The sequence below is a fragment of the Sphingobacterium sp. xlx-96 genome, assembly GCF_011007365.1.
Lineage (GTDB): Bacteria > Bacteroidota > Bacteroidia > Sphingobacteriales > Sphingobacteriaceae > Sphingobacterium > Sphingobacterium luzhongxinii.
Window position 1 is genome coordinate 191,040 of the sequence record NZ_WFKM01000004.1, and the last position, 13,073, is coordinate 204,112.

9 protein-coding genes are annotated in these 13,073 nt (G+C 40.7%); 5 read left to right on the forward strand and 4 right to left on the reverse strand.

The window, feature by feature from the left end; all coding sequences use genetic code 11:
- Window positions 1-512 precede the first annotated feature (512 nt).
- The 4 genes from G7B20_RS09180 to G7B20_RS09195 all read left to right on the forward strand — a co-directional run bounded on the left by G7B20_RS09180 (window position 513) and on the right by G7B20_RS09195 (window position 4,199).
- Window positions 513-1,130, forward strand: a complete 618-nt coding sequence (locus G7B20_RS09180) for a fibronectin type III domain-containing protein (protein WP_164110508.1) — start codon at window positions 513-515, stop codon at window positions 1,128-1,130.
- Window positions 1,131-1,210: 80 nt separating this feature from the next.
- Window positions 1,211-1,876: a hypothetical protein gene (locus G7B20_RS09185; protein WP_164110509.1), complete on the forward strand. Its 666-nt coding sequence runs from the start codon at window positions 1,211-1,213 to the stop codon at window positions 1,874-1,876.
- A 137-nt stretch (window positions 1,877-2,013) separates the two neighbouring features.
- Window positions 2,014-3,732 (forward strand): tetratricopeptide repeat protein, encoded by a 1,719-nt coding sequence (locus tag G7B20_RS09190; RefSeq protein WP_164110511.1) that lies wholly within the window; start codon window positions 2,014-2,016, stop codon window positions 3,730-3,732.
- A 125-nt stretch (window positions 3,733-3,857) separates the two neighbouring features.
- Entirely contained in the window at window positions 3,858-4,199 is a 342-nt protein-coding gene (locus G7B20_RS09195) for a hypothetical protein (protein ID WP_164110514.1), read from the forward strand.
- A gap of 95 nt (window positions 4,200-4,294) precedes the next feature.
- On the opposite strand, the gene rny is transcribed toward G7B20_RS09195, so the two are convergent.
- The 4 genes from rny to pheT all read right to left on the reverse strand — a co-directional run bounded on the left by rny (window position 4,295) and on the right by pheT (window position 9,178).
- The gene (gene rny, locus G7B20_RS09200) at window positions 4,295-5,854 is read right to left on the reverse strand and encodes a ribonuclease Y (protein ID WP_164110515.1); all 1,560 of its coding nucleotides are present in this window, start codon (window positions 5,852-5,854) and stop codon (window positions 4,295-4,297) included.
- Between the two features lie 248 nt (window positions 5,855-6,102).
- Window positions 6,103-6,393 carry a cell division protein ZapA gene (locus G7B20_RS09205; protein ID WP_164110517.1) on the reverse strand — a complete coding sequence of 97 codons (291 nt, stop codon included), beginning with the start codon at window positions 6,391-6,393 and terminating at the stop codon, window positions 6,103-6,105.
- 51 nt (window positions 6,394-6,444) lie between these two features.
- On the reverse strand, window positions 6,445-6,753 hold the full coding sequence (locus G7B20_RS09210) for a hypothetical protein (protein WP_079645574.1): 309 nt from the start codon (window positions 6,751-6,753) through the stop codon (window positions 6,445-6,447).
- A 28-nt stretch (window positions 6,754-6,781) separates the two neighbouring features.
- Window positions 6,782-9,178 carry a phenylalanine--tRNA ligase subunit beta gene (pheT, locus tag G7B20_RS09215; protein ID WP_164110519.1) on the reverse strand — a complete coding sequence of 799 codons (2,397 nt, stop codon included), beginning with the start codon at window positions 9,176-9,178 and terminating at the stop codon, window positions 6,782-6,784.
- Between the two features lie 136 nt (window positions 9,179-9,314).
- Between pheT and purL the strand changes: the two genes are divergently transcribed.
- Window positions 9,315-13,046 carry a phosphoribosylformylglycinamidine synthase gene (gene purL, locus G7B20_RS09220; protein WP_164110521.1) on the forward strand — a complete coding sequence of 1,244 codons (3,732 nt, stop codon included), beginning with the start codon at window positions 9,315-9,317 and terminating at the stop codon, window positions 13,044-13,046.
- Window positions 13,047-13,073: the final 27 nt, after the last annotated feature.

Below are 13,073 nucleotides of genomic sequence, written 5' to 3' on the forward strand. Positions count from 1 at the left end.
ATCCAAGATTTTCACAATCGGGTTTGGCTTTGGTAAATACCGATTCACTTTACACTCGACTGGAATCAAGATCGAGACAATCCCTATGACTTTTCCTGCAAAACACATCAAGATCGCAACAATCGGATTTGGCTTTGGCAAATACCGATTCACTTTACACTCGACTGGAATCAAGATCGAGACAATCCCTTTGACTTTTGCAACAAAGTACATCAAGATCACAGCAATCGGATCCACTTTTGCCAAAAACAGATCTACTTTTTCTTAAAACCGATCCACTTTTGGCGCAAAAGTGGATCAAAACGGTGAGTACGGACTTACCCTCAAAAACATGCTCTAAATAACCTTTCACCCTATTTAAAACTATTTTAGAACCGATGGTGTCAAATCGGGTCACAAAAAACAGACACCCTCTAAAAAGATTGACCCGATTTACCCCCCTGTTTCAAATAGTGCCCGTAGTACCTTTGGGGCATAAACTTTTATCTATTAACAAATATAAATTTTAAGTCATGGCAAAACCAGTACTTTCATCCAAAACAGAAACCGCAGCAAAGTTGCTGCAGTACGCTGAAAACATCCTTGCAAAAGTAACAGAAAATGCAAGCCTATTTCCTGATCCTGTGCCTACCTTAGCGGATATAGAATCCGCTCTACAGGCCTATCGTAGTGGTCTCACAGAGGCTTCTTTTAGGGATATGCGACAGGTGGAATTAAAGAACCAGCAGGCGGCTCAACTAAAGGCATTGCTGTATGACTTCTCGCTCTACGTGGAGACTGTGGCACAGGGTAATCCAGCAACCATTATGGCAGCCGGATTCGCCCCAAGCAAAAAAAAGGTCGCCAGTGGAGAATCCTCCCCTAAACCAACCGATTTTAGGGTAGAAATTACGCAAGCGGGATTACAGCAGGTCGGTGTGCGTGTCAAAGCATGGAAACCAGCACGATTTTACCAATTTGAATACCGAAAGGTAGGTAGCGAAAATGAGTGGACGCGTGTGTTGACAAGCAAGTCCAAGACAATAATCGGCAATCTGGAGCATTTGCAACAATACGAATTTAGAGTGACCTATCTAGGTACAAACCCTACGCCCAATTACAGTGACATCGTACGCTGCTATGTCGTATAGTTAAACGAAACTTTCACGATGCATCAATATTGGTACATCGTGAAAGTTTTATTATCTTTAGACTACTTTGATTACCAATTATGAAGACTATCTGCATCAAACATCCTCTTCGAGATCTTATTTATACAACGAATGAAATAGGGACTCCCCTATCTCATGAAGTTCAAAGTTTGGACAATTACCGCAAAGCACACGATGAGGTCTGGAAAATGAAACTGCTCTTCGAGAAAGAAAGAGGAAAAGTTCTATTAGCCATCATAGAGATCGACCTCCTAGATAGAGAATATCTGGAACTGCTGGACATGTATAACTTCTACAAAGAGACCAGCCAATTGTCGCCATCAGCCCCGCTATACAACTTAGACTATAAACTACAGGTAGAACTACGCGACTTCTACTTGCAGGTAAAAGAGCTACATCAAGCTATCCTACGGTTTTATGATGAGGTACGTAGCTGTACCACGGCATACAATGCTATTACCGATACCTTTTACAGGGGAGACAAGCCGATAGATCCATTAAACTTCACCGTTCTGGACGCTATATTCCTCCATCATGAAGATATGGATGTCGATATCGTTTCTTTGGATAAGGATCTGCAAGAGTTCTTACAGACCGTGACAGAAGTTTACAATACCATGGACGACTATATCGTGCAGTATAATGAATTGTATCAGATATACAGCCGAGCTATCTTCAATATTGCACAACTGAGCAAGGATGTATACAATTTTCAAATGTTATAAGATAGTATCGATAGCATTCATTATCTTCATGTTATAAACGAAGTAAACTTGCAACGCCAAATAATTACTGCCCTATAGTATAGCACTTCGTTCAGCCTCCTGACGATAGCCAAAGTTTCTATTTCAACTATACTGTTATGTTTAGATTTGCTTTTCTACTATTAACGGCACTGTTTCTTATCAGCTGCAAGGGAAAACAACCAAAGAAGAGAAAAACTTCGGATGTATCCACCTGTGCTAGTACTACAACTTCCGATAGAGAATGGTATTATTCAGGAAAAAAAGCTCCTCTATTTAAAGGCTTAGCGGGTATTGATTTCAAAATATCAACCACAAACGAAGAAGCACAACAATATTTCAACCAAGGAATGATGTTATGCTATGGTTTTAATCATGCGGAAGCAGCAAGGTCTTTTTTTGAAGCCATGCGACTAGATTCAACTTGCGCTATGGCCCATTGGGGCTTTGCTTATGCACTAGGGCCTAACTACAATGCAGGAATGGAAAACGACAACTATCAACTAGCTAACGATGCTGTCATAAAAGCTAAATCTCTTTCCATGGGTGGTACCCCACTAGAAATAGAACTTATCAAAGCACTAAGCTATCGGTATCAATCTAGTCCACCAGCCGACCGATCACCATTAAATATTGCTTACGCCAACGCAATGAAAAAAGTGTATGAGAAATTTCCTGCACATCCGGATATCGGTGCTTTATACGCTGATGCTTTAATGAACTTACACCCTTGGGATCTTTACGACAATACAACAAAACAGTCTAAAGAATGGACTCCCGAATTGGTTGGCGTTTTAGAACAGCTTATGAAATCCAATCCAAAGCACCCTGGCGCGCATCATTTCTACATACATGCGGTGGAAGCATCATCTGCTCCCCAACGCGCCCTCAATAGTGCAAAGCTCTTAGATACTTTAGTGCCGGGAGCAGGCCATCTACTACATATGCCCTCCCATATTTACATTAACACGGGTGACTACCATCTCGCGACACAATCAAACCTGCGTGCCATAGCTGTTGACAGTGCTTATACAATAGCATGCTATGCGCATGGAATATACCCTTTAGCTTATTATCCACACAACTACCATTTCCTTGCTGCCACAGCTGCCCTAGAGGGCAATTCATCGCTATCATTCTATGCTGCTGAAAGGCTACAACAACATCTGGCACGCGATCTGATGGAACAGCCCGAATGGAGCACCCTACAGCATTATTACACGATACCTTACTACATAGCTGTTAAATTCGGTATGTGGGATAAAATTCTATCTTTTCCTGCTCCGCCAAGAAACATGCCTTATCCGAACGCAATCTGGCATTATGCTAAAGGGCTGGCTTACATTGGGAAAAAAGAGATTAACAACGCTCAAAAAGAAGCCGAAAAACTGGAAGAATTATCCAGAGACAGCAGCCTCTCCCAACTCACGGTCTGGAATATAAATACAATGGCTGATTTGGTACAGATAGCAAATAAAGTACTTGCTGCTGCAATAAATGTTAAAAATAACGATCTCGATAAATCGATACAACTACTTCAAGAAGCTGTTACTATAGAGGATAAACTAAAATATAACGAACCACCGGATTGGTTTTTCTCTGTAAGGCATCATTTAGGAGCAGTACTACTACGATCTAAAAACTACGAAAAAGCAGCACATATATATGTAGAAGACTTAAAAAAATGGAAGAAAAATGGCTGGGCATTATTGGGACTACATGAGGCATTACTAAAGCAAAAAAAAATCAGCGACGCAAAAAAAATTATGATCGCATTCAATGAAGCCTGGAAATACGCAGACACCAAGATCCAGTCTTCCTCAGCGATTTTCTATTAACACCAAGCTGACTAGGGATGTAATGCTATAGGAGCAGTTGTGATGTCTGTGAGAAATTACGTATTTTTCATTTATAAAAAATCCAAATAACTGAACTTGACTTCTAAAGTCTGAATTTAATAAAAATGAAGACCAAAATCGCGACGAAAGGAAACGAATATCTCCCGGTAGCATGGGAATATCGTGAAATTATTGAAGAGCAGATCCTCAAAAAAAACAGGGGTAAAATATTCTATTTTGAGGATGATAACACAGTCGGTGAAGCGCAGGGAACCGTACTCCAAATGACCGAAGAAAAAAACAAAGGCGTCTTCATAATCATGGATAACGATTATCGGATAAGAATAGACCGTATCATAACACTATTTGGGAAAATAGGGGCTGCTTATGATGAGTACAACCAATATGCAAATTCCTGTATGGATTGTACGGGAGGTTATACGAAAGAAGAACTTGAAAACATCTAAATATTCAATGGTACGCACCTACGATCTTACAATCAAGCATAAAAAAGCCTCAAAATTTTCACTTTGAGGCTTTTTTATGCTTATGTCTTAAGCGATTACTTCGCGTACGAAACAGAACGTGTCTCCCGGATTACAGTGACTTTGATCTGACCTGGATAAGTCATCTCTGTCTGAATACGGTTCGATATATCTGCGGCTAATATCTCTGACTGTGCATCAGATATTTTTTCACTCTCTACGACAACACGAAGCTCACGTCCCGCCTGAATCGCAAATGTCTTCTCTACCCCTGGGTAAGATAATGCCAATGCTTCCAATTCTTTCAAACGCTTGATGTAACTTTCAACTACTTCACGACGAGCACCTGGACGAGCTCCAGATATCGCATCACAAGCCTGAACGATAGGTGAGATCATCGCTGTCATTTCGATTTCGTCGTGGTGAGCGCCAATCGCATTACATACATCCGGATGCTCTTTGTATTTTTCGGCCAATTGCATACCTAAAATCGCGTGTGGCAATTCAGGATTGTCATCTGGTACCTTACCGATATCATGTAATAATCCGGCACGTTTTGCATGTTTCACGTTTAAGCCTAATTCAGAAGCCATAGTAGCTGCGAAATTGGCTACTTCACGGGAGTGCTGTAATAAATTCTGTCCATAGGACGAACGGTAACGCATACGACCTACCATACGGATCAATTCTGGATGTAGACCATGGATACCCAGGTCGATTGCTGTACGCTCACCGATCTCTACAATCTCATCTTCGATCTGTGTACGTGTTTTTGCAACAACCTCTTCGATACGAGCAGGGTGGATACGACCATCTGTCACCAAACGATGTAACGCTAAACGAGCTATCTCACGACGCACAGGATCAAACCCAGATAAGATAATAGCTTCTGGTGTGTCGTCTACAATAATTTCTACGCCAGTCGCCGCTTCCAAAGCCCGGATATTACGCCCTTCACGTCCGATAATACGTCCTTTTACCTCATCGTTTTCAATATTGAAGATAGAAACCGTATTTTCTATAGCAGACTCCGTAGCTGTACGTTGGATAGTTTGGATAACCACTTTCTTAGCCTCCTTTGAAGCTGTCAATTTAGCCTCATCAACGATATCCTTGATTTGAATCATCGCTTGTGAACGGGCCTCTTCTTTCAGAGAAGATACCAATTGCTCACGCGCCTCTTCGGCAGTAAGTCCTGCTATAGTCTCTAATTGTTGGATATGTTGGTTTTTCAACGCTTCAACCTCTTCACGTTTCTTTTCGTTCAATTCGGTCAACTGATCCAACTTCTTGCTCTTATTATCAAGTTCTTGTTTTTCACGATTGATGCTCTCCAACTTTTGGTTAAGAGATTGTTCCTTTTGACGGATAGAATTTTCCTTTTGGCTTATCGTGTTATTACGTTGATTGACCTCTTTTTCATGCTCTGCTTTCAGTTGAAGAAACTTCTCTTTAGCCTCCAATTGTCGTTGCTTTTTGGTATGCTCTGCTTGCTTTTCCGCTTCCTTCAAAATACTTTCCGCCTTTTCACTAGCATCCTTCTCTTGCTTCTTAAACAGCAATTGCAATAAAAACCTCCCTATTGCAACACCAATTAAGAGCGATATTATAATTGAAATTGTTATAGATAACTCCATTTTATTTAGTATATATTATTTAGTTTTTTTTTAAAAAAAAACCGCAATTAAATTAACAGGTATCATGTATTATTAAACTTCGATTACACATGATTTGAGCGTATGATCATGACCTAGATGGCAAATATGCAAAATGGCCTACATCTTTTTAGTGCTCGTGATATTGAAGCGTTAAGTTTAAAATAGTGACAACCCGAATTTAATTGCGGCAAATTCGTTGTTAAAGCTCTATATATAAGAACGAAAACTTATTTTTTAAAGAAATCTGTCAAAATCGTATCCAATTCATGAACGGACTGCTCCAGTCCAAGATCTTGATGCTGTGCGCTACGCTCGGCTTTGATCATTCCAGTAGCGTATTGTAATACACACATAGACAACAAGTCCTGTTTATCACGAACGGAATAGTTTTCCTGCAATTCCTTCATTTTTTCATTTATCAATTTCGCTGCGTGACGTATCACCTCTTCCTCTTCTATCCCAACACGTAAAGGATACACACGATCACCGATATTTATTTTTATGGAAATCTCTCCCATTTTTATGAGCTTTATAATGTATTAAACCAAATTGACTTCACCCTTATTTAGTTATTTCAACAGGTTTATACATCTGTCTATTTCTCGCACAAAATCGTTAATTTTTTGTTTTGTGTCAAGTATTTTTTCATTTATAGCACTTTTATCTATATCCGCCTCTTCTAAGGATTTGGCTACAGCCATTGCCTTGATCTTTTCTTCAAGCTGATTTACCTTTCCTGAACTGGTCTCAAATGCAACCTGTACCGACTGCAACTCCAGTTTTAAAAGATCATTTTCTTCTTGTAAAGCTTCACACAATTGAACTAAATTCTTCGTTTTCTCAACGATAAGATTCATTTGTGTCGATAATGATGCCATATAATAATTCGCAATTAAATTAAATAAACTAGCGCACTACAGCACCAGTCTCTTTCTCAAAGTTAATAATTAATTTTTGAATAATGCTATCAATTTGTTTATCATTTAGCGTTTTTTCTTCGTCCTGAATCGTAAAACTCAAAGCATAAGACTTTTTACCTTCCGGCAATTTATCTCCTTTATACACATCAAAAATGCTAACGCCTTTTAAAAGCTTACGTTCAGACTTCAATGCGATGTTTTTTAACTGCTCAAATGTGATCGAATCATCCAACAATAATGCTAAATCACGACGTACAGCAGGGTATTTAGAAACCTCTTTAAACTTGATTTCATTCTTCCGAATCGATCGAATGACCAAATCCCAATCAAAATCAGCGTAATATACCTGTCCATCAACATCCGCCTTTTTTAACGCTTCAGCAGCAACAGCACCAAAAGAAACCAACACTTTTTGTCCCTTCATATAATCTAGACCATAGGCCAGATCTGCGTTTGCAGTTTCCACAACTTGGAGACCTTCAACTTTCAAACGCTTCACAATCATATCGACAGCAGCTTTAAGGTTATAGAAGTTTACTGTGCCATTCGATGCATTCCACTGCTCTTTTGATTTATTTCCTACCACACCAAGTACAAGGCGCTGACGTTCGCTATAGCCTTCTTCCAACAGGTGGTATGTCTTACCGTATTCAAAAAATTTAAGATCGCTAGACTTACGTTTTTGATTATAAGACATAGCTGTCAACATGGAGTAAACCAGATTTTGACGCATCGTATCTAAATCCGAACTCAAGGGATTTAACAAACGAACAGCTGTAGACTCATCATCTACGTAAGCTAATTTCGTTAACGAATTTGAAAGGATCTCTCTATAACCGTTACCGATCAATAAATCAGCTACTTGGTTTAATACGACTTCCTTATCTGGCTTCTCCTGTGTATTAAGTGAAGCTAGAATCTGACTCTTTAACTCGATATTATTGTAACCATAAATACGTAAAACCTCCTCGGTAACATCTACTTCACGCGTTACATCCACCTTATAAGCGGGAACTTCAACCGAAAAGACAGCATCTTTTTCGGAAGTAATCGCAATCCCTAAAGCAAGGATAATTTCCTTGATCTCTTGAACCGGAATCTCTTTACCAATCAAACGTTGTACACTTTTACAGTCTACATCAAACGTAAATGGAGAAACCGGATTCGGATAATGATCTGTAACAGCAGAAGAAATAGTTCCCCCTGCGATCTCTTGGATCAAAAGTGCAGCTCTTTTTAATGCAAAAACAGTAATATTAGGATCTGTCCCCCGCTCAAAACGGAATGAGGAATCTGTTTTTAAACCATGACGCTTAGCAGTCTTACGAACATAAACGGAATTAAAATATGCGGACTCTAGAAAGATATCCGTCGTACTTTCAGAAACACCTGAATATTCTCCACCAAAAACTCCTGCGATACACATAGGCTTGGTATCATCGGCTATAACTAAATCTTCTGAAGACAATTTACGTTCAACGCCTTCCAGTGTTTTAAAAAGCTCACCCTCGTTGGCTAGACGTACGACGACTTTATCCCCTGCTATCTTAGCTGCATCAAAGGCATGCAAAGGCTGTCCTAAGTCATGCAAGACATAATTTGTGATATCGACTATATTATTAATTGAGCGGATACCTATTGTATTTAACTTCTCTTTCAACCAATCGGGAGAGTCCCCTACCTTAACGCCAGAAATGTGTACTCCGGAATATCTTGGGCAAGCTTCGGTGCTTTTCACCTCTACTGCCGCAGCGCTCGCTCCTGTAGGTTCAGCGAACCCTTCGACATTCGGTAATATGTACGTACTGCGAAAATAAGCGGCCAAATCGCGTGCTACCCCCAAGTGAGATGCTGCATCTGCACGATTCGGTGTCAATCCGATCTCGAAACAGAAATCATCTTCCATTTGGTAAAACTCTTTGACCAGCGAACCCACTTTTGCATCAGCAGGCAACTCTACGATTCCTGCATGTGAGCTACCTAGTCCTATTTCGTCCTCACCGCACAACATTCCCTCGGAAACTTCTCCGCGGATTTTGGACTTTGTAATCTTAAACGGCTCCCCAACAGTTGGGTGACAAGTCGTTCCCACCGTCGCGACGATCACTTTGAGACCAGCGCGACAGTTTGGCGCACCACATACAATATCCAATGGTGTACCTGTACCAACATCCACCTTCGTAACACGTAATTTATCTGCATTGGGATGTTGCTCGGCCGAAATCACCTCTCCTACCACTAATCCTTCTAATCCACCAGGAATAGACTGTACTTTTTCAACAGCCTCTACTTCTAGACCTATGTCGGTCAGAATCAAGGACAATTCATTCGGAGTCTTTTCTATATCGAGGTAATTCTTAAGCCAATTGTAAGAAATATTCATTATTAAATAGTTTTTAAGAGATACAAAGATAGGCTTTTGAGCAGAAAATAAAGCACTTTTTGCTAGTTGCTTATTTAAAATATTCCGTAACTTTGTAACTTAAGTTGAAGAACGTTCAAAACCCACACATTATATAATGATTCATTTCTTTGAGAACCCATCGAATACTATCTATAGTGTTCAAAGCGTAAACTCTTTATCACAAGAAGACATTACTAAACTAAACTGGCTATTCGGCGATGCTAAAAAGCTAGAAGAACAAACCTTAAGCCGCTACTTTGTTGGCCCGCGCGCAGCTATGGTCACTCCATGGAGTACCAATGCCGTAGAGATCACACAGAATATGGGCATTGAAGGAATTATCCGTATCGAGGAATTTCAACCTGTACCGGCTGACTTCAATGACTTCGACCCGATGATCTCTCAAAAGTTTGAAGCCTTGACACAAGATATGTATACCATACATATCAATCCAGAGCCTATTATAGACATAGACGATATTGATGCCTATAATAAGACAGAAGGTCTTGCTCTAAATCAAGAAGAAGTAACGTATTTAAATAAACTATCCGACAAATTAGGCCGCAAGCTGACAGACTCTGAAGTTTTTGCTTTTTCACAGGCGAACTCAGAGCATTGTCGTCACAAAATTTTCAACGGGACTTTCATTATTGATGGTGAAGAACAACCTACCTCATTATTTAAGTTAATCAAGAAGACATCCGAAACAAATCCAAATCAGATAGTATCGGCGTACAAAGACAACGTAGCCTTTGTTAAAGGACCTAGAGTAACGCAGTTTGCACCTAAATCGGCAGACAAACCTGATTTTTACGAGGAGAAAGAGTTCGACTCAGTACTATCGGTCAAAGCTGAAACACACAATTTCCCAACAACTGTTGAACCGTTTTCAGGCGCTGCTACAGGTTCTGGTGGAGAGATCCGTGATAGACTGGCTGGTGGTCAAGGTGCCATCCCTTTAGCGGGTACAGCTATATATATGACTGCTTATTCCAGATTAGAACAAAATAAGCTCAACCTTCAGTCTGGCACCATCACAGAACCGTCAAAGGACCAAAACAACAACCGTCCTTGGGAAAATGGGATGCAGGAGCGGCCGTGGTTGTACCAAACACCGATGGATATCCTGATCAAAGCATCCAACGGTGCTTCAGATTTCGGTAATAAATTTGGACAGCCACTAATCACCGGATCGGTATTAACCTTCGAGCATGAAGAAGAAGGCCGTAAACTAGGCTATGACAAAGTCATTATGCAAGCTGGTGGTGTGGGTTATGGAAAATTAAACCAAGCAAAGAAACATATACCTCAAACTGGGGATAAAATCGTTATCCTAGGAGGCGAAAATTACCGTATCGGAATGGGCGGAGCTGCTGTCTCTTCAGCAGACACAGGTGCTTTTGGTTCAGGCATAGAATTGAATGCCATACAACGCTCAAACCCAGAAATGCAAAAAAGGGCGGCCAATGCGGTACGCGGCATGGTCGAGTCCGACAACAACCCGATCGTCTCTATCCACGATCACGGTGCAGGTGGTCACTTAAACTGTCTATCAGAACTGGTTGAAGAGACTGGAGGCTTGATTGATCTGGATAAACTTCCAGTAGGTGACCCTACCCTTTCTGCTAAAGAAATAATCGGTAATGAATCGCAAGAACGTATGGGCTTAGTCATTGCTGAAAAAGATATCGACATCTTAAAGCGTGTTGCTGATCGTGAGCGGTCTCCAATGTATGCTGTAGGAGATGTCACTGGTGACAACCGCTTTACATTCGAATCAAAGACGACAGGTGCTAAACCGATGGATTATGCCTTAGAAGATTTCTTCGGATCATCTCCTAAAACGATCATGCGGGATAATACCATTACGCGCACATATACCGATCTTTCCTATACAACACAAGATATACCTAAATACGTGAACCAAGTATTACAATTGGAATCTGTCGCTTCCAAAGACTGGTTGACTAACAAAGTAGATCGTTGTGTAGGTGGTCGTGTCGCTAAACAACAATGTACAGGTCCTCTACAACTGCCATTAAACAACGTGGGCGTAATGGCATTGGATTATAAAGGTAAAGAAGGTATTGCGACCACGGTAGGACACTCTCCAGTAGCAGCGCTTATCGACCCAGCTGCAGCCAGTAAAACAGCTATCGGCGAAGCTCTTTCCAACATTGTATTCGCTCCGATCATCAATGGTATTGAGGGTATTTCGCTGTCGGCGAACTGGATGTGGGCTTGTAATAATGAAGGAGAAGATGCTAGACTTTACAAAGCTGTCAAGGCATGTTCTGATTTTGCAATTGAATTAGGTATTAACATCCCTACGGGTAAGGATTCGCTATCAATGAAGCAAAAGTATCCTAACGGTGATAATGTAATCGCCCCTGGAACTGTGATTATCTCCGCTGCTGGAAACTGTACAGATATCAACAAGGTAGTTGAACCTGTTTTGAAAAAGAACAGCGGTTCTATCTACTATATTAATCTATCAAAAGATGCATTCAAACTCGGCGGTTCTTCTTTTGCACAGATTCTGAATAAAGTAGGAACAGAAGCCCCTACGATCCAAGATGCTGCTTATTTCAAAACGGCATTCAATACGATACAACAATTGATCAATGCAGGTCAGGTTGAGGCTGGTCATGATATTGGTTCTGGTGGTTTAGTGACTACATTGCTTGAAATGACATTCGCGGATGTAAATCTAGCAGCTAACTATGATCTATCCGACTTAGACGAAGCTGATACGGTGAAAACTTTGTTCAGCGAAAATATTGCAGTGGTTTTGCAAGCAAAAGATAATACTACGCTAGAAACAGCTTTCAGTACGGCAGGCATTCAAGTTGTGAAAATCGGTGAGGTCATCGAAGGCAATACTGTCAGTTTAAAAAACAACACGGATGTATTTACATTCGATGTAGCCGAAACACGCGACACTTGGTACAAGACATCTTTCCTGTTAGATCAAAAACAGTCGAAAAACGGCATGGCGCAAGAGCGTTACAATAATTACAAAAAACAACCGTTAAATTTTGTCTTCCCGACACATTTCGATGGTAAAAAACCAGCTTTCACCACTTCTGGATCACGTCCTAAGGCTGCCATCCTTCGTGAAAAAGGATCTAACTCAGAAAGAGAAATGGCTAACGCTATGTATCTTGCTGGATTTGATGTTAAAGACGTGCACATGACAGATTTAATAACTGGACGTGAGACATTGGAAGACATTCAATTCATAGGAGCTGTTGGTGGATTCTCTAACTCAGATGTATTAGGCTCGGCCAAAGGTTGGGCTGGAGCTTTCTTGTACAACGAGAAAGCAAAAAAAGCATTGGATAACTTCTTCGCTCGTCCTGACACCATGTCTGTCGGGATATGTAACGGATGTCAATTGTTTATGGAACTGGAGTTAATCAACCCTGAACATGAAGTACATGGCAAAATGCTCCACAATACATCTGGAAAACACGAATCAAACTTTGTCTCGGTTAAGGTGCAAGAGAACAACTCCATCATGCTAAAAACCCTTGCCGGATCTACATTAGGTGTTTGGATCTCGCACGGAGAAGGTAAATTCAATCTACCTAATGAGGAGTCTGCTTACCAGATCGTTGCTAAATATGCATACGAACAATACCCGCATAATCCAAATGGATCAGACTATAATACAGCGATGTTATGTGACACCACAGGTCGTCATCTAGTGACCATGCCACATATCGAACGTTCGACATTCCAATGGAACTGGGCTAATTATCCAAACGGACGTCAAGACGAAGTCACACCTTGGTTGGAGGCTTTCGTAAACGCTAAAAATTGGTGCGAAACCAATAAAAAATAATTTCAAATGGAAAAAGCTCTCCCAAAA

What these genes read in the sequence shown, in the direction of transcription:
- G7B20_RS09205 (WP_164110517.1), bottom strand. Translation starts at nt 6,393, where the DNA reads ATGGGAGAGATTTCCATAAAAATAAATATCGGTGATCGTGTGTATCCT.
- rny (WP_164110515.1), bottom strand. Translation starts at nt 5,854, where the DNA reads ATGGAGTTATCTATAACAATTTCAATTATAATATCGCTCTTAATTGGT.
- G7B20_RS09185 (WP_164110509.1), top strand. Translation starts at nt 1,211, where the DNA reads ATGAAGACTATCTGCATCAAACATCCTCTTCGAGATCTTATTTATACA.
- G7B20_RS09195 (WP_164110514.1), top strand. Translation starts at nt 3,858, where the DNA reads ATGAAGACCAAAATCGCGACGAAAGGAAACGAATATCTCCCGGTAGCA.
- purL (WP_164110521.1), top strand. Translation starts at nt 9,315, where the DNA reads ATGATTCATTTCTTTGAGAACCCATCGAATACTATCTATAGTGTTCAA.
- G7B20_RS09180 (WP_164110508.1), top strand. Translation starts at nt 513, where the DNA reads ATGGCAAAACCAGTACTTTCATCCAAAACAGAAACCGCAGCAAAGTTG.
- pheT (WP_164110519.1), bottom strand. Translation starts at nt 9,178, where the DNA reads ATGAATATTTCTTACAATTGGCTTAAGAATTACCTCGATATAGAAAAG.
- G7B20_RS09190 (WP_164110511.1), top strand. Translation starts at nt 2,014, where the DNA reads ATGTTTAGATTTGCTTTTCTACTATTAACGGCACTGTTTCTTATCAGC.
- G7B20_RS09210 (WP_079645574.1), bottom strand. Translation starts at nt 6,753, where the DNA reads ATGGCATCATTATCGACACAAATGAATCTTATCGTTGAGAAAACGAAG.